We start from the raw sequence: 16,802 nt of genomic DNA, 5'->3' as shown, positions 1-16,802 counted from the left end.
AAACATTGGCTACTCTTGCACGATAGCGATAAGAACAGATGAAAATCTGGATGCTCCGGCCGACCTGACAGTTCGTCAAGTCTCCATCGGCACATGATCGTACTCACTTCGGCGCTTGTCATGGGCATGCCGTGCGCTCATCCTGCGACAAATACGGACGCAGGTGGAGCGCGATGACCGAACGGATGGCGAAGCTCGACCGACTGCTGGCGCTCGTGCACGCGCTGTCGGAGACCATCAAGGGCATGAACTTCGACGAGATGGCCGAGCCGCTCGACGTCAACCGATGCACAGCCGAGCGGATGCGCGATATCATCGCGCGGCACTTCGATTTGGACGAAGTGGCCGACGATCGCCGCAAGCGTTTCGTGATCCGCGACAGCTTGCGCCGCGTCTACACGCGACCGACCCCGGCCGAAGTCGCCGCTCTGCAGGCCGAGGTCGATGGCCGGCGGATTGCAGGGCAGGCCGCGCGCGCTGACCAACTTGCCACGTTGCTTGCCAAGGTGAAGGGTGCGTTCGACGATCGCGAGAAGCGGCGGATCGACCCGGACCTCGATGCGCTTGCGCGGCTGCAGCGGATGATGGTGACAGCGGGACCGGTCGCGACCGTGGCCCCGGAAACACTGACCGTCGTGCAGGGCGCCATCCTCGCCGGTTGATGCGTCAAGTTCCATTACGCGACCGACGAACGGCGGGAGCCGAAATGGCGGCGCGTCATCCCCTACGGCCTGGTTCACGGCCCGCTGGCGTATCTGATCGGCGAGATGCCGGGGCGCGACGATCAACCGGTCTATTACAGGCTCGACCGCATGTCAGCGATACACTCGGCTGTGCGCCGGACGACTGGAACATAGACGCCTGGCTGAATGAAAGTTTCGGAGTGTGGCGCGACGAGAAGCAGGATGTCGTGTTGCGCGTGCCATCGTCCTCCGCCGCCCGCGCGCGGCACTGGCGATTCCACGGCGGGCAACAGATTGAAAACCTTGCCGATGGCGGGCTTCGTATCCGGTTCGCAAGCGGCGGCATGCGCGAACTTGCCGAGCATTTGTTCACTTGGGGTGGCGAACTCGTGATCGAGGGGCCGGACGTTCTCGTCGCGGTGGTGCGCGAGCGAATAGCGGCGGCGCAGACGATGCTGCCGCCAACTGATATGCGACCGATCCTGTCGCAGAGCGCCGCGAAAGGTGCGTCATGACGATTCGCCTTCCCACCTTTCTGCCCGGTGTGCCGGAGCATCTCGTCCGGACCGCCTTGGCGAAGGCAGGCGGCAACGAGATCGAAAGCGGCAAGCTCTACAGCCCGGAGAGCAGCGCCGCTCTCGCCGTCAACGCGTTCGGCTGGTTCATCGAACGCCCCGGCGACCTGCCGCCATTTTCTGACCTCGCCGATCTGGATTGGCCGGCTGTTCGCGTGGACTTCGAGCGGCAAATGCGGTTTCCGTGGCGCGGCGGTCGCCATCCTTGGCTCGACGCCGCCCTCGAGACGGCGACGCACTTGGTCGGCATCGAGTCGAAGCGGTTCGAGCCATTCCGTGACGCAAAGACCGTCAATCTGCCCGATGCCTATGATCGGGATGTGTGGGGCGACGGAATGGCGCCATTCATCGCCATGCGGGACGCGCTGCGCACCGGGCATACCTCCTTCACTTTCCTCGACGCGGCGCAGCTCGTGAAGCACGCCTTTGGTCTCGTCACCGAGGGGCGGCGGATCGGCAAGGTGCCGGTGCTGCTCTATCTCTACGCCGAACCCGCGATGCGCGGTGGCGTCGCGATCGACCCCGGGACACTGATGCGACATCGCGCCGAGGTCGCCCGCTTTGCCACCGCAGTGGCTGGAGCCGCCGTCCGCTTCGCAGCCTGTTCCTGGCGCGAATGGCTTGCCCGATGGACCGGCGATCCCCGTCATCACGCCGATGCGCTCGTCGCTCGGTTCCAACCCTGATCCGGAGACCATCCTTGTCCCGCACCACCATCTACACCGTCGACGCCGCTGGCACGCTTACCGCGATGCGGCCGTCAGAACCCCGCAGCGAGGATTTCATGCAGAAGCTGGTCGCCACCCACCCCGAGCTGATCGCCGATCAGGACGGCGTCCTGCTGCTGATCCGCCGCGAACAGCCGATCGCCGACCGCGAGGACGGCAGCGGGCGCTGGTCGCTCGACCATCTTTTCGTCACGCGCAGTGGCGTGCCCGTACTGGTGGAACTCAAGCGCGCGGTCGATACCCGCCTGCGCCGCGAGGTGATCGGCCAGATGCTCGACTATGCCGCCAACGGCACCGCCTATTGGCAGGGCGGCCGGATCGCGGAGAGCTTCGCGGCGTCGATGGCCGAGCAGGGCCGTGACGCCGACGCCGAGCTGGCGACCTTCCTCGCGGGCACGACCGAGCCGCAGGACTTCTGGCAGCAGGTCGATGCCAATTTCTCGGCTGGCCGGATCAAGATGGTATTCGTCGCCGACACGATCCCGCGCGAACTGGCCCGCATCGTCGAGTTCCTCAACGAGCAGATGAAGGCGGACGTGCGCGCGGTCGAGCTGTCCTGGTTCGAGAGCGAGAGCGGTGTAACCGCGCTGACGCCGCGCATCATCGGCGAGACCGAGCGAGCGCAGACCGAAAAGGCCGCGCGGGGGACGCTGCCACCGATCGCACGCGAGGCGTGGATCGAGGAACGTCTGTCGAAGCATGGCGCAGCGACTGTCACCGGCGCCGAAGCGTTCATTGAGATGATCGAGACGACGGGTGGAACGACGGAAGTGGCGTCGACGCAGGGTTCGATCGTGTCATGGTATGCTTCGCCGAACGGCTTCCTCTATCCCCTTTCACTCTCTCATTTCAGTAAGGGGTCGGTGCAGCTGTGTCTGTGCTATCTCGTCAATCGACCGGCCTTCGCTGCCGTCGATGTTCGGCAGATGATCTATGACCGGCTCACCGATATCGTCGGGCCGCTGTCCACCAGGACGCTGAACGGCACGCCGAGCTTCGGCGTCGCGAAGCTGAACGATCCGGTCGTTCGCGCCGGCGTCGAGGATCTGCTGCGCGAGATCAAGGTGATCGGAGGTGCCTCATGACGGCATCCGGTCGCCGCTTCGGCCTGTCCAAGTCGAAGATCACGATGTTCGAGCAATGCCCCAAGCGGCTTTGGCTGTCCGTCCATCGCCGAGATCTGGCCGAGGAGGACGAGGGTGCGGAGGCGCGCTTCGCCGCCGGGCATGAAGTCGGCGCGATCGCCTGCGCGCTGCTGCCGGATGGCGTGATGGTCGAGGCTGAGCCAAATCTCGCGGCGGCGCTTGCCACCACGCAGGTGCTGCTCGACGGCGGGCATGACCGGCCGATCTTCGAAGCGACGCTGCAGCATGACGGCGTGCTCGTGCGGATCGACGTGCTGGAGCCGGACGGTGTCGACGGCTGGCATATGGCCGAGGTGAAAAGCTCGACAAAGGCGAAGGACTATCACGTCGGCGATCTCGCCACCCAGCTGTGGGTCGCGCACAACGCCGGTGTGCCGATCAGCAGCGCGGCGATACGGCATATCGACAGCAGCTTCGTCCTCGAACGCGACGGCGATTTCGATGGCCTGTTCGCCGACACCGATCTGATGGGGGCGGCCGAGCCGATCATCGCCGGTCGTGACGAAACCGTCGCCGCGGCGCGAGCGACGCTGAGCGGCGCAGAACCAGGGACCGCGCCCGGCGCCCATTGCGATGCGCCGTTCCCGTGCGAGTTCGCCGGCTATTGCCACGCCGTGCTACCGATCGGGCCGGAATGGCCCGTGACGGTGCTGCCGCACGGCGGCGGCAAGCGCTGGGTAGAGCAAGGTATCATCGACCTGCTAGCCGTCGATCCCGTCGCGCTGACCAACGCCATCCATGCCCGCGTCCACCGCGCCACTGTCTCGGGCGAGGTCTATCACGATGTCGAGGGCGCGCGCGCGGCGATGGCCGGCTGGGCTTTCCCGCGCACTTGGCTCGACTTCGAGACGATCGGCTTCGCAGTTCCACGCTGGATCGGCACGCGGCCGTATCAACAGGTGCCATTCCAGTTTTCGGCCCATGTCGAGATGGCGGACGGCGTCATGGCGCACCACGAGTTCCTAAGCCTCGACGGCGCCGATCCTCGGCGCGCCTGTGCCGAGGCGCTCATCGCGATGGTGGCGCTGACTGGCGCGGTGATCGGCTACAACGCCAGCTTCGAAAAGGCGCGGATCCTCGAACTCGCTGCCGCCTTCCCGGACCTCGCCAAGCCGCTGGAAGCGATGGCTGCGCGCGTCGTCGATCTGCTGCCCGTCACCCGCGCCAACTGGTATCACCGCGATCAGCGCGGCAGCTGGTCGATCAAGGCCGTGCTGCCGACCATCGCCGCCGAGATGGATTATGCGACGTTTGAGGTGAAAGACGGCGGCAGTGCGCAGGAAGCCTATGCCGAGGCGATCGCCGCGGATTGCTCGGCCGAACGCCGCTCAGCGTTGGACGCCGCGCTGCGCGCTTATTGCGGTCGCGACACCGAAGCGATGATCGTGCTGGCGCGGCGTCTGTGCGCCGGCCAAGACTGATGAAGGAGGGATATGCGGCTGAAAAAGGCGGATGCCCGCCGGATCATCGACGAAGAAGTGGCTCGGCTCGGCTGCGGGTTCGCAGCGGCGGAGATCAAGGACGGCCGGCGCCTGGGCGCCAACGACCTGGCCTGGTGGCACGAGAACACTCCTGCGACCGAGCGATCCGAAACCCGCTACAATCTCTCGCATCTTCGCGCCTATGTGCGGATCGCGGGCAGCGACCGCCTCACGGCGGTGGGCCTGCCGCTCGACCGGCAGCGGCTGTGGATGGATCGCTCGGTCATCAGCCGCCTGGAGCGCGATGGCCATCTGGCCTTCGAGCTGGGATTGTATGCGGCGTTCGTGCTGACCGAACGCGGGCGCGACTGGCTGGAAAATGGTCAGCCGGAAATCTGATAACGGGGGATGCAGGTGAGGGACGCAGAATTCAAGGCGTGGATGGAGGCCGAGGGCTATTCCAAGACCACCGTTGCCACGCAGATAACGGACGTGCGTCGAGTCGAGAAAGCCTATGGTGATCTCGACAATCTGTCCGGCGGTCAGACGTTGGCGAGCATCAGGGCGTCGCTGCAATATTCCAAGGCCGATGAACGGGCCGGACGCGCAAACCCGTCCCGGTTTGAAGTCGATGGCAGCCTGTACGACAACCTCGCGCATTTTCGGGCAACGCTCAATTTCTACCAGCGCTTCCTTGACGCGAATTCTGCCCCGCGCGCCGGTTCGACTTTCGGGCTGACCGCTCAGGAAATCCTCGACGCCATCGCGCGGTGCGATGCCGCCGGTTCGATCGAGGCGTTTATCGCCGCTCACGACGGACTCGGCCCACCTACCAAGTTCTGGCTAATCCATCGTGGCAAGCGCTATCCCAGCAAGGCGATCGTGCGCGATGCTCTCGCCCACACCGGCAGCGAGGCATTGCCCGGGGGCGCACCGTGCAAGGCCGCGCTCGACGCACTCGGCTTCGTCGTGATCGACTGGCCGGCGTTCAAGGCGCTGCGCGACACCTTCCTCGCACGGATGACGGGGTTCGAGGATTTCCGTCGGCAAGACGGCGACTACTGGACCGTCGAGCGACGCTACAAGGATCAGACGATCGATAAGGTCCGGACGATTGCCGGTTTGGAGACCGATGACCGCGCCGCTGGCGAGCAGATCTATCGTGCGCTCAGCAGGGGCGGACAGGGTCTACCGCTAAGCTGGCGCACGCTCGGCGAGGTGGAGAAGGCGCAAGGCCCGTTGAGCGACCGCTTCTTCGAAACCGTAGCACGGTTGGCTCGCAGCGACGACGACCCGGTTGCGACCATCGCCGATGGTGCGCGCTCGTTCGAAGGGCTCAAGGCGGAGGGCATCGCCGGCCTGACGCGTAGCGAGGTGCTGGCGATCGCAATTACCGTCGTCGGCACCATGCATCCAGGGGCGGCGAGCTGGTTCAAGGTCAGCCGCATCGAGGCGATGGGACAGCGCCTGTTCGGTCGCAGGCTGTTCGCCCACCAGCAGTTCGAGCCGACCGATCTCGACGAATATCTCCAGCTGCTGCGGGTGCTGTTCGCGCTGTTCGGCGAGGAGCTGGGCTGGAACCCGCTCGACCTGTTCGACGTGCAGGGCTTCGTGTGGGTGGCGCTGGAGGAAAAATGGGACGGTGAGGAGCCTGCGGGTGCAGGCGTTGACGAACCGCAGGATAGCCAGATCGATGATACGAGAAACCAGATGACGACAAACCTTATCCTCTTCGGCCCGCCGGGCACCGGAAAGACATATGCGACGGCGGCCGAAGCGGTCAGGCTCTGCGACGAACAGATCCCCGCCGACCGCGACGCGCTGATGGCGTCGTATCGTGTTCTACACCAGAAGGGACGGATCGGTTTCGTCACTTTCCACCAGAACTATAGCTACGAGGATTTCGTCGAAGGTCTGCGGCCGGTGACGCCTACACTGGAGGACGGCACCGCAGGCGCGGGCTTCGGGCTGCAGGTCGAGGACGGCATTTTCAAGCTGATCGCGGAACTCGCCGCTAGCAATCGCGGCAAGGCGTCAGCCGGCGCTCCGGCGGTCAACCGCGATCGCAAGGTCTTCAAGATGTCGCTGGGTCGCAGTTGGGCCGCCGAAGACGATATCATCTATCAGGATGCGATCCGTGACGGGTACGTCGTCTTGGGTTGGGGCGGAGAGGTCGATTGGTCGGATCGTCGTTTTGACGATTGGGAAGGTATCAAGGAACGCTGGCGGCGCGACCACCCCGAAGCGAGTGGCAACGATCCCAACATGTCGCAGATGTATGCCTTTCGCATCGCGATGCAGATCGGCTCGCTCGTCGTGATTTCGGACGGCAATCGCAAGTTTCGCGCGATCGGCGAAATTACCGGTGGGTATCAGTTCGTCCCTGGACCGGACGGCAATTACAATCATCGGCGATCGGTGCGCTGGCTTTGGCACAGCGATGAAAGCCTTCCCCGCCAGCTCATCTACGAAAAGGAACTGAGCCAGGTGTCGGTGTATCAGATGAACAGCGGGTATCTGAACTGGGACGGGCTGGAACAGATCGTCGCCGGGGGCATGACAGCCGCGCCGATCGGGGTGCCGGAATCCTATGTCCTCGTGATCGACGAGATCAATCGTGCCAACATCTCCAAGGTTTTCGGCGAGCTTATTACCCTACTGGAGCCGGACAAGCGGCTGGGCCAAACGAATGCGCTGACGGTTCGCCTGCCCTATTCCAAACAGGAATTCGGCGTGCCCGCCAACCTGCACATCATCGGCACGATGAACACCGCCGACCGCTCGATCGCGCTGCTCGACACGGCATTGCGCCGCCGGTTCGAGTTTCGTGAACTGATGCCAGACCCGAACCTTCCGGAGTTGCGCGAGGCCAGCAAGCGTTGCGGGATCGATCTGTCGCAGTTGCTGCTGACGCTGAACGAGCGGATCGAATACCTGTTCGATCGCGAGCATCAGGTCGGCCACGCCTATTTCATCCGTTGTGCGACCCGTGATGATGTCGATGCGGTGATGCGGCATAAGGTGATCCCGCTGCTCGCCGAGTATTTCTATGAGGATTGGGCGAAGGTTGCCGCGGTGCTGGGTGACGCCAAGGGCGAACAAGGCGGCGGCTTCCTCAACCGCCAGCAATTGGCGGCACCGAAAGGTTTGAACGACGAGGGAGATGCCCCGCCGCGCTATCGATGGAGCGTGCGTTCGCCTGAGCAAGGTTTTACCTACGACGGTTTCGCCGCCGCGTGATCCGCCGCACGATTCTTGAATGGGAAACCATTGCCTACGGGGCGCACCCTCAGAAAGAGATACCCGAGGGTGCCGCCGATCGGATCGCGGCCATCGCGGCAGCATCGCCGTTAGCGGGACGTGGCGGAGGCGGCGTGCTGGAACACGGGCGCAAGGGCTTGCGCGCGCGTGGCGTGGTCGGCGTCATCGCGGCGCAGGGCTGTGCGCTCGAAATTCTGCCCAAGATCGACGTTCCCGGCGAGGACGATGCCGAAACGACGGGGAACATCCGTCGTCGCCTCGTCCACATGCTGGCGGTCGCGCTCGACCTCAAGATCGACGCGGGCCAGATCACCGCGCTCGACTGGCAACGCGAGACTCTGCTCGAAATCCTGATCCGGCTGTTCTCCGAAAAGCTGGTCGATGCTGTGCGGCAAGGGATGCCGCGCCGCTATGTCGAGTACGAAGACGACCTGCCGACCCTGCGCGGCCGGCTGAATGTGACGCGCCAGTTCACCGCGCTGGCTGTCGAGCCATCGTGGCTGGCGTGCCGCTTCGACGCGCTGACCCCGGATATCGCGCTCAACCGCATCATGAAGGCGGCGGTCAGCCGGCTGTCCCGCATCGCCCGGACGACCGACAACCAAAGGCGGCTGCGTGAGCTGGCGTTCGCCTATGCCGACATCGCCGACGTGCCGGTCGCGGCGCTGCGTTGGGACGAGGTGACGCTCGACCGCACCAACGCCCGCTGGCGCGAACTGCTCAACCTCGCGCGGCTGCTGCTGGGCGAGCGCTTCCAGACCACGTCGGCCGGCGGCAGCGACGGCTTCTCGCTGCTGTTCGAGATGAACACGCTGTTCGAGGAATATGTCGCGCGGATGCTCAGACGCGCGCTGGTCGACACCAACCTGCGCGTCGTCAGCCAGGGCGGTCGGCTCTATTGCCTCGAGACCGACCGGCGCGGCCTGTTTCAGACGCGGCCGGATATACTCATCAAGCGCGACGACGCCGTCGTGCAGGTGATCGACACCAAGTGGAAACGCATCGCCGCGCGGATCGACGATCCGAAGCAGGGCGTGTCGCAGGCCGATGTCTATCAGATGATGGCCTATGGTCGGCTTTATCGCTGTGATCGGCTGACTTTGCTCTACCCACACCACCGTGCTCTTCCCGGCGCGCCGGGCATACAAATGTCGCACAGAATTACCGATCACGAGGGTCGGTTGGAAACGGCAACGGTAGATATCATCGATAGCAGCGGGTTCACTGCCCGCCTTGCTCAAATCTGTAACAGCGCTTCTGTCGTCGAGCCGGTATCGCACTGATCGTCAGCATTCAGCGGTTGCAACGATAACCAGATTTGCTGGCTGGCCAGCCAAGGTCGACGCGCGAGCGTTCCAGCCGCGCCCTTAGCCGAGCGTCAGCTTCGCTTCTGACCCTTCGGCAAACGCATTGGTGGCGTCAAGCGCGGCCCGCGCCGTGTCCATCGCGCTCCAGTCGATCCGGTCGGTATAGGACTGAGCGGCGTCGAGCATGCGGATCAGCGGCTCGGTCAGTCCGTTGTGCGAGAACGCCTTTAGCGCGCCGAGATAGTCCGTGCGGTATGCGGTGGGGATGATGATCCGCTGCTGATCGCGCGCGACCAGCTCGGCGTTCATCATGATGCGGGCGACGCGGCCGTTGCCATCGGCGAACGGGTGGACCTCGCTGACCAGCACCATCATGAAAACGGCGCGCTGGAACGGATCGTCCAGTGCCTGGAGGAAGTCGAAGCCGCGCTCGAGCGTCCCGTCGACGAGATCGGGCGCGACGAAGACCGTGGCGCCGGCGCGGTTTTCTTGCGACTTGAACACGCCGGGCGTCTTGTCCGGTCGCGCTTCCATCACCATCGCGTGCCGCCGCCGGAGCAAGTCGAGAAAGCCGGCCACATCCGCTGGCAGCTGCCGCAGATTTACGACGTCGGACACAACGCGGAAGGTGCCCAGAACGTCATGGGCGTCGGCCGGGCGTTCGGTCGGGATGACGCCGTCGAAGACGATCTCGGCTGCCTCATCCACGGTGAATTCGGTGCCCTCGATGAAATTCGAGAAATAGGCCTCGAAGAAGGCGAGCGTCGGATTCCCCGCGCTGTAGCCCGGCGATACCGGGCGAGGATTGCCGAGCCGGTCGCGGAGAGCAGTGAACAGGATTTCGAATATACGGATGCGATCTGGATCGAAGGGTTGGCCGGCGTGCCGCGCCTTGCCGACCGCGCTGACCAGATCGCCATCGCGCGTGCCGAGCAGCCTGCCAATCAACTCGTGCAGCTGCGTGGCCTCCGCTTCGTAACCAAGATCCGGCGCGATCGCATGTGCATCGTCGCGAAGGCGGTTAACCGCGGCTTCTCCCTGCCGGCGGATCAGCCCGTCGAGACGCTTCTCAAGTTCGTTGCGCGAAAGCGTGCGCGCTGTCCTGCCACCGCGTCCCCGGGAAGATCGCAGATTCTCGAGATAGGCGCGCGGGGTGGAAGCGAGGCGAACGCCGCTGAACGGGCGGTCACTGTCGAGCGGTCCGGGGCCGATGCGGGGACGGAAGATCAGCCCGGGCAGCACGGTCTCGCGTTTCTTCGACGATATCAGGAACACGGAGCCATCTTCCGCCGGCTTGTTCTCGAGCGCCGTCCGATCAGCGATGACGGCATCGGGATAATAGGCCCCCAGCAGTTCATACCAGTTGCGGCGGACGAGCCGGTCGGGTGCCTCGTCAAGGTTGCGGGAATAGAGCCGTGAGCCGAGCTTGCGCAGCTGCCCCCGGCCCACGGCATCATATACCGCCTTTGATATCGTGCTGTCCGAGACAAACACTTCGGGAAGCGCTGACACAGAAAATTCGGGCATTAATCAGCTCCCGGCGATCTTCTATTACATTTTTTGAGATTATCATCTGGTATAACCGAAAAAACGTGATTTATGATTAAATATCATGCAAAAATCTGCGAACAGCGAATTTTCGAGCTTTTAATACCCTAAAGACCGAATTATCGCAATTTATTGAGGGTTGCCGTCGCATTCCAAGTTGGCCGCGGAAGCGCCAACCGCCGGTGGCTATCGTCTCCAGCTCCGATCCGTCGCTCTGCCGATGGCATCAATCCTGCAACTCGATCCTCATCACGCGGCCGGGAGCCCAGACCGACGGGAGCGACACGATAAGCCGCCGGTCACTCTCCTGCATCGCGCGCTGGTCAAGCATGATCAGCGCGGCCCAGGCCTTTGCCATCACCGCCGGCTTGCGAACGGTCGGCTCCGGGTAGTGCAGCGTGATCCAATCGGCGAGTTCCGCCTCGATCCTGTTCCAAGCATCGGGAAGTTTTCAGGCGCACTATCACTGATTGGCCGAACGCCGATCAGTGTGTGCGGGGCGGCCGCTCCGCGGCGCCCCGTTATCGGCCGCGGGCGCGGCCATCGCGACCTCGGGCGCCGAGGTCGGGGCGCGCAGCATGACTGCGCTTTAATTACCGACCCAAATCGATGCGGCGGCGGCTCCGGAGCGGTCCGGTCCGACACCGGTCACCAATACAGGTGCCCCTGGTGTTGCCATGCCGGTGCCGCCCAAGGCTGCGGGCATGCCGCTGCCCGTGACAACCGCATCGACGCCATGGCGCTCGCGCTGAAGGGTGTGAAAGCCGATCCGCGGCCGGCAACGGACAAGAAAGCGGCGGTCGCGAATTCCTCCCGCCCCAGCCGGTGTTCGTCCCGTGCCCAAATCGGGTACGGCTCATCGGCTACGGGTGGGACCGGCCTTCTCAATGATATGCGCGGCCGAGGATAGGAGTCCGTTCAGGGGAGCGGCGTATAGCGATAGCCGTGGACGGTCATCGTCAGCCGCTCGCCCGACGCCAGCCCGGGCCAGCGGCCGACCCAGCCGACGAAGCCGGGATTGTTGGGGTCGGCCGCCCACATCTCGATCAGCGGCTTCAGCGGCTTGGCCGGGAACACCGCGGCCTGGCCGCGATCCCAGCGATAGACCCGCACGCCGTCGACATACATTTCGACATAGCCGGTGGCCTCGTCCAGCTTGATGCCGAACCGGTGGCGCTCGCCCGACATGTCGCGCCCGGCGAACAGGCGAAACTGGTCCTGCCCCATGCCGCCGGCCCTTGCGCCATGAAGGGTCACGTCGAGCCCGTTTCGGCCCGCGAGTTCAAAGTCGACCTCGTCCTTGCTGGCCGCATCGTAGAGCCACAGCGGCGCGACGACCAAGCCGTCGCGCAATTGCGGCAACGTCACATCCGCTTCCCACAGCCCGCGCGATGCGGCCGCGGTCCCGTTCTGGGCGGCGAGTTCGGGCGCGCCCGCCTGATCCAGGAACAGTTCGACATCGCCACGCTTTCCTTTGCGGATATGATCGAACATCCATGGCAAAGGGCTCATGCCATTGGTCCAGTTGGACCCGTGCCACTTGCCCGCCCAGTTCCACAGCCGCATGTCCGACAGATCGAGCGGCGGCAGTGGCGGCAGGGGCGTTGTCGGCAGGATCGGGTTGCGCGGCGGTTGATCCGACGCGACAGTCATGCCGTCGCCGCCTTGCCGCTCCAGGCCGACAACCGCCATCCCGCCGGCCAGCAGCAGCGAAACGGGAATGATGTACGTATAAGCCCGCATAACTCGCCTCTATCGCTTTACCGGCGGCATAGGCTGCTTCCGGCAAAATCGAAATAGCGGCCCGATTTTCCTTCAGGCAGACGCGATAAGCCGTTGCGCTGGCGCGGGCGGGGGTCGCATGGGCGAGCGATGATGATCGACCGCATCAGGAACTCGCGCATTGCCGCGCGGTGGCGCGCCGTGCGGGATGGCGGGAACGTCGCCCATCGCGTGCCCGCTTTATGGCTCGCCACACCGGAGGTGCGCGCGGGCGACAGGCTGTGCGTCTTCGTGATGCTGGCACGCGGCGGCAGGATCCTGCCGCACAGCATCCACCACGCCCGGGCGTGGCAGGCGGCGGGATACAAGACAATGATGGTCGTCATCGTCGATACGATCGACCGCACCATGGATATCACTTCGCTGGCCTTCGCGTCCGGCATCCTGCTGCGCGAGAATCGCGGGTATGATTTCGGCGCATGGGCCGCGGTGATCCACCGCTTGGCCGCGTCGATCAGCCGGTGCGATGTGCTGGCGATCGCCAATGACAGCGTGATCGGGCCGTCGTCGCGTTTTGGGGAGATGCTCGAGCGTGTCGAAGCGTCGAACGCCGGGGTGATCGGCCTGGTCGAAAGCGACGAGCGTCGCAATCATTTCCAGAGCTTCGTCCTGTTCTTCAAGCGCGACGTGCTGAAGACGCGCCACTTCCGAAAATTCTGGAGCAAAGTGCGCAGTGGCAACCGTACCTATGTCATCGACCATTACGAGCTGCGCCTGAAGCAAATCTTCGAAGCGGCGGGTTCGCGGACCGAGACGCTCTTTCCCCTGGCCGGCGAGCCAGGCGCGAATCCGACGCTGACGGCCTGGGACCGACTGCTCGATGCCGGATTTCCCTATCTCAAGCTCGAACTGCTGCGCAGCAATCCGCGCGGCGTAGCGCTGCAGGACTGGGAGCAAGTTGCGGCCGCCAACGGGCTCAGCCCGGGGCTTGTCCAGGACCACGTCCTAGCGCTGCAGACGGTGACGCCCGGACCGTGGGCAATCGATACCTGACCGGATCAGCGTACCACGTCTCAACCATCACGGGATGGGTAGTTGATTGCCTTTCGACGTATTGCTGGCCATATATGGCCGATGTTCGAAACGTCGGTCGAAATTGCCCGGTCGCTGGGCCAGCGGATCAAATTCCGCCGGTTGGGAATTGGACTGACCCAAGCCGATGCCGCTGCGCGCGCCGGAATATCGTACCGCACCTGGCGCAGGCTGGAGACGGAGGGCAGGGCGTCGATCGACGATCTGGTGCGGGCAGCGATTGCCTTGCGTTGCGAGCACGATCTGGCCGCACTCTTTCCGGAGCCTGCCGCGACATCGATGGATGCCCTGCTGCGCCAGCAGAAGGCCGTACTGGCCGCGACACCCAAGCGGCGATTGCGCGCTTCGTCGGCAAAGGTCGCATCGTGAAGCTCGCGCCCGGCACGCCGCTTCAGGTCGGGTTACTCCTCGACGAGACGCAGCCTTCCTCCCCCGTCGCTCGCCTGGCGATGGCCGACGGGCTCGCGCAACTCGAATGGTCGGCCGATGCGGTCGCGGGACAGCGGCGGATCGACCCGTATCTATATCCCGCCGAACCGGGGCTCAGGGCGGCACGCGGTCACGCGTTCGACGGGTTGCACGGCTTTCTCGCCGACAGCCTGCCCGACGCTTGGGGGCAGTTGCTGATGAAGCGCCGGCTGGAGAGGCTTGGTGTCCGGCTGACGACGCTCGACGCGGTCGACCGGCTGGCACTGGTCGGCACCGGCGGGCGGGGCGCGCTGGTGTATCGGCCGGTGACGACACCGACGGATCACGTCACGGCGATCGATCTCGACGCGCTGGCCGAGCAGTCGCGCACCCTGTTGCTCGGTGACGAGGGATCGCTGGTCGATCTGCTTGCCCGGCTGGGCGGTGCGTCGGGTGGCGCGCGACCGAAGGTCCATGTCGGCTTCGCGCCTGACGGCGCCATCAGCATCGGCGAAGGCGACGCCGGCGACCACGAGGCCTGGATCGTCAAGTTCCGCGCGACCGGCGATCCGATCGATATCGGGCCGGTCGAGGAAGCCTATGCGCGGATGGCCCGCGCCGCCGGGATCACGATGGCGGCATCCCGACTGCTCCCCGCGCACGGCGCCCCCGGCTATTTCGCCACCCGGCGGTTCGATCGTCCTTCCCCGCGACATCGGCTGCACATGGTCTCGTTGGCCGGCGCGATCGAGGCACCGTACGACATGCGGAGCATCGACTATGACGGGTTCCTTCGCGCAACCATGGCGATCACCCGCCATACCGCCGACGTCGAGCAGGCCTTTCGCCGCATGGTGTTCAACGTGCTCGCGCACAATCGCGACGACCATAGCCGCCAGCACGGCTATCTGATGGGACCGGACGACGAATGGCGCCTGGCACCAGCCTATGACCTGACCTTCTCCGCCGGGCCGGGGGGCGAACATTATATGGCCGTGGAAGGCGAAGGCCGCACGCCGACGCGAGCGCGGGTCATCATTCTGGGTCGGCGGCACGGGCTGTCCGATCGCTCGATCGCGGCCATCATCGACGCGGTCCGAATGTCGGTCGCGGGTTGGCCTCGGGTTGCGGACGAGGTCGGCGTCACCGTGTCCCGCGCCGAAATCGCCGAGCGGCTGACCCATATCGGCCGAGCATTCGGTTAAGCGAGGACAGGAGAACCGATCGAGCAGGTCTATTAGATAAAAAGCCCGCCACCTCACTGAGAAGGCGGGCTTTTTTATGGTGGGCGTGGCAAGGATTGAACTTGCGACCCCTGCGATGTCAACACAGTGCTCTACCACTGAGCTACACGCCCACAAGGAGGCGCGCTTTAGCTGGGCTTGGACGCTCGTGCAAGCGTGCCGGTACCGCCTTGGTTCAGCGTTGCCGGACCAGGCCTATACGCCCCCGTTCGCGCTCTCGATCTCGAACAGACGATCAACCTCCATCACGAGGTCGCGAAGGTGGAATGGCTTGGACAGGACGCGCGCCTGGGGCATCGTCTTGCCGGCGCGCAGCGTCACCGCGGCAAATCCGGTGATGAACATGACCCGCATGTCGGGCGCGATCTCGGCGGCCTTCTGGGCAAGCTCGATGCCATCCATTTCCGGCATCACGATGTCGGTCAGCAGCAGGTCGAACGATTCGTCCCGCAATAAGGGCAGGGCCGCCGTTCCACGATCGACCGACTTCACGGCATATCCCGATCGCTCGAGCGCGCGCGTGAGGTATTCACGCATCACGGAATCATCTTCCGCCAGCAAAATGCGTATCATCTGGGTCCGCCCGACTGTCCGGTGCCCGGTCTATGCCGCGAATGCTTAATATTTTCCAGCGCGCGGCACCGATTGCCCGGCGCGGAAGAGAGGATTAGGTACAAGCTCGTGCCCCTATCCTCGTTCGATCGCTTCGGCCAGATGCCGCCCGCCAGCCCGGTGGTCCTGTCCGTGCCGCATGCCGGGCGCGACTATCCGTTGCCGTTGCGCGCGGCGGCGGCCGTGCCGACAGAGGCGATGCGGCCGCTGGAGGATCGCCACGTCGATGCGGTGGCGATCGCCGCGCGGCGCCACGAAACGCTGTTCGTCCAGCAGCGGGCGCGTGCCTGGATCGACCTCAACCGGGCCGAGGAGGAACGCGATCCGCTGATCGACGAGGGTGCCCGCCCGATCGCCACGGGCGCGATCTCGGCCAAGCTCAGGAGCGGGCTGGGGCTGGTGCCGCGCCGTGCCGCGCCCGGCGTGGCGATCTGGTGCCGCCGGCTGGGCGACGACGAGGTCGCCCGGCGGATCGTCGAGGACCACCGCCCGTATCACGCCGCCTTGGGCGAGGCCCTGGCGGCGGCGCGTACCCGGTTCGGGGCGGCGTTGCTGATCGACCTGCATTCGATGCCGCGGCTGCCCGGCGCCACGGCGGCGCAGATCGTGTTGGGCGATCGCTTCGGGCAGAGCGCGGTCGCGCGGCTGAGCCATCGGCTGGAGACCGCAGCGCGGGCGGCCGGGCTGCGCGTGGCGATGAACGCGCCCTATTCCGGCGGCTTCGTGCTTGCCCGCCATGCCCGCCCGCGTGACGATATCCACGCGATCCAGATCGAAGTCGACCGTAGCCTGTATCTCGACGCCGCGCTGGATCGCCCGGGGCCCGGGCTCGCGCAGACGGCCGCCATCCTGCGGGCGATGATCGATGCGGCGGTCGACGACCTGCTGGACGGCTCGTTGATGAACGCGGCCGAATAAAAAACCACCCCGGACATGCGCCCGGGGTGGCCAAGGTTCAGGGAGGAGGCGCATCCGAAGAGGCGCCACGCGGTCCGCGAAAGGGGGGACACGAGGCCGCGCAGTTCAAACATAATGAGACTGTATTTTGTTTCAAGG

General features: G+C 65.0%; 18 protein-coding genes and 1 tRNA gene. 13 read left to right on the top strand and 6 right to left on the bottom strand.

Going from position 1 to position 16,802, the window contains the following annotated elements:
* Positions 1 to 173: 173 nt before the first annotated feature.
* The 9 genes from ACFE7K_RS01870 to ACFE7K_RS01830 all read left to right on the top strand — a co-directional run bounded on the left by ACFE7K_RS01870 (position 174) and on the right by ACFE7K_RS01830 (position 9,096).
* Positions 174 to 662, top strand: a complete 489-nt coding sequence (locus tag ACFE7K_RS01870; protein WP_375396456.1) for a hypothetical protein — start codon at positions 174 to 176, stop codon at positions 660 to 662.
* Between the two features lie 57 nt (positions 663 to 719).
* Complete coding sequence (locus tag ACFE7K_RS01865; RefSeq protein ID WP_375396544.1) at positions 720 to 857, top strand: hypothetical protein; 138 nt, start codon at positions 720 to 722, stop codon at positions 855 to 857.
* Positions 858 to 883: 26 nt separating this feature from the next.
* The gene (locus ACFE7K_RS01860; protein ID WP_375396455.1) at positions 884 to 1,198 is read left to right on the top strand and encodes a WYL domain-containing protein; all 315 of its coding nucleotides are present in this window, start codon (positions 884 to 886) and stop codon (positions 1,196 to 1,198) included.
* Positions 1,199 to 1,254: 56 nt separating this feature from the next.
* Positions 1,255 to 1,944 (top strand): hypothetical protein, encoded by a 690-nt coding sequence (locus tag ACFE7K_RS01855; RefSeq protein ID WP_375396454.1) that lies wholly within the window; start codon positions 1,255 to 1,257, stop codon positions 1,942 to 1,944.
* A gap of 14 nt (positions 1,945 to 1,958) precedes the next feature.
* Positions 1,959 to 3,071: a hypothetical protein gene (locus ACFE7K_RS01850; RefSeq protein WP_375396453.1), complete on the top strand. Its 1,113-nt coding sequence runs from the start codon at positions 1,959 to 1,961 to the stop codon at positions 3,069 to 3,071.
* Positions 3,068 to 4,552 carry a DUF2779 domain-containing protein gene (locus tag ACFE7K_RS01845; RefSeq protein ID WP_375396452.1) on the top strand — a complete coding sequence of 495 codons (1,485 nt, stop codon included), beginning with the start codon at positions 3,068 to 3,070 and terminating at the stop codon, positions 4,550 to 4,552. The genes ACFE7K_RS01850 and ACFE7K_RS01845 overlap by 4 nt, the downstream gene beginning before the upstream one ends.
* A gap of 12 nt (positions 4,553 to 4,564) precedes the next feature.
* A complete protein-coding gene (locus tag ACFE7K_RS01840; protein ID WP_375396451.1) occupies positions 4,565 to 4,951 on the top strand; it encodes a hypothetical protein in 387 nt (128 codons plus the stop codon).
* A gap of 42 nt (positions 4,952 to 4,993) precedes the next feature.
* Positions 4,994 to 7,792: an AAA family ATPase gene (locus tag ACFE7K_RS01835; RefSeq protein WP_375396450.1), complete on the top strand. Its 2,799-nt coding sequence runs from the start codon at positions 4,994 to 4,996 to the stop codon at positions 7,790 to 7,792.
* Between the two features lie 134 nt (positions 7,793 to 7,926).
* A complete protein-coding gene (locus ACFE7K_RS01830; RefSeq protein WP_375396449.1) occupies positions 7,927 to 9,096 on the top strand; it encodes an McrC family protein in 1,170 nt (389 codons plus the stop codon).
* 84 nt (positions 9,097 to 9,180) lie between these two features.
* Here the strand turns inward: ACFE7K_RS01830 and ACFE7K_RS01825 are convergent, their stop codons facing one another.
* The 4 genes from ACFE7K_RS01825 to ACFE7K_RS01810 form a co-directional block, all read right to left on the bottom strand.
* On the bottom strand, positions 9,181 to 10,362 hold the full coding sequence (locus ACFE7K_RS01825; protein ID WP_375396448.1) for a Fic family protein: 1,182 nt from the start codon (positions 10,360 to 10,362) through the stop codon (positions 9,181 to 9,183).
* Positions 10,363 to 10,894: 532 nt separating this feature from the next.
* Entirely contained in the window at positions 10,895 to 11,026 is a 132-nt protein-coding gene (locus ACFE7K_RS01820) for a hypothetical protein (protein WP_375396447.1), read from the bottom strand.
* Between the two features lie 560 nt (positions 11,027 to 11,586).
* Positions 11,587 to 12,411: a family 16 glycosylhydrolase gene (locus ACFE7K_RS01815; RefSeq protein WP_375396446.1), complete on the bottom strand. Its 825-nt coding sequence runs from the start codon at positions 12,409 to 12,411 to the stop codon at positions 11,587 to 11,589.
* Positions 12,412 to 12,428: 17 nt separating this feature from the next.
* Positions 12,429 to 12,800 carry a hypothetical protein gene (locus ACFE7K_RS01810; protein ID WP_375396445.1) on the bottom strand — a complete coding sequence of 124 codons (372 nt, stop codon included), beginning with the start codon at positions 12,798 to 12,800 and terminating at the stop codon, positions 12,429 to 12,431.
* On the opposite strand from ACFE7K_RS01810, the gene ACFE7K_RS01805 reads away from it, so the two are divergent.
* From ACFE7K_RS01805 to ACFE7K_RS01795, 3 genes are all read left to right on the top strand, one after another.
* Positions 12,766 to 13,443 (top strand): rhamnan synthesis F family protein, encoded by a 678-nt coding sequence (locus ACFE7K_RS01805; RefSeq protein ID WP_375396444.1) that lies wholly within the window; start codon positions 12,766 to 12,768, stop codon positions 13,441 to 13,443. The two genes, ACFE7K_RS01810 and ACFE7K_RS01805, sit on opposite strands and share 35 nt — an antisense overlap.
* An 81-nt stretch (positions 13,444 to 13,524) precedes the next feature.
* Entirely contained in the window at positions 13,525 to 13,851 is a 327-nt protein-coding gene (locus ACFE7K_RS01800) for a helix-turn-helix domain-containing protein (RefSeq protein ID WP_375396443.1), read from the top strand.
* Complete coding sequence (locus ACFE7K_RS01795) at positions 13,848 to 15,095, top strand: type II toxin-antitoxin system HipA family toxin (RefSeq protein WP_375396442.1); 1,248 nt, start codon at positions 13,848 to 13,850, stop codon at positions 15,093 to 15,095. The genes ACFE7K_RS01800 and ACFE7K_RS01795 overlap by 4 nt, the downstream gene beginning before the upstream one ends.
* A 77-nt stretch (positions 15,096 to 15,172) precedes the next feature.
* On the opposite strand, the gene ACFE7K_RS01790 is transcribed toward ACFE7K_RS01795, so the two are convergent.
* A tRNA-Val gene (locus ACFE7K_RS01790) sits at positions 15,173 to 15,247 on the bottom strand.
* Between the two features lie 82 nt (positions 15,248 to 15,329).
* Positions 15,330 to 15,707 (bottom strand): cell cycle two-component system response regulator CpdR, encoded by a 378-nt coding sequence (gene cpdR / locus ACFE7K_RS01785; RefSeq protein ID WP_375396441.1) that lies wholly within the window; start codon positions 15,705 to 15,707, stop codon positions 15,330 to 15,332.
* A 108-nt stretch (positions 15,708 to 15,815) separates the two neighbouring features.
* On the opposite strand from cpdR, the gene ACFE7K_RS01780 reads away from it, so the two are divergent.
* Positions 15,816 to 16,664 (top strand): N-formylglutamate amidohydrolase, encoded by an 849-nt coding sequence (locus ACFE7K_RS01780; RefSeq protein WP_375396440.1) that lies wholly within the window; start codon positions 15,816 to 15,818, stop codon positions 16,662 to 16,664.
* The last annotated feature ends 138 nt before the right edge of the window (positions 16,665 to 16,802 follow it).

This window comes from uncultured Sphingomonas sp. (assembly GCF_964244265.1).
In the GTDB taxonomy this organism is placed as follows: domain Bacteria; phylum Pseudomonadota; class Alphaproteobacteria; order Sphingomonadales; family Sphingomonadaceae; genus Sphingomonas.
The sequence above is the reverse complement of the archived record's forward strand: the minus strand, read 5'-3'. Positions and strand labels throughout refer to the sequence as shown.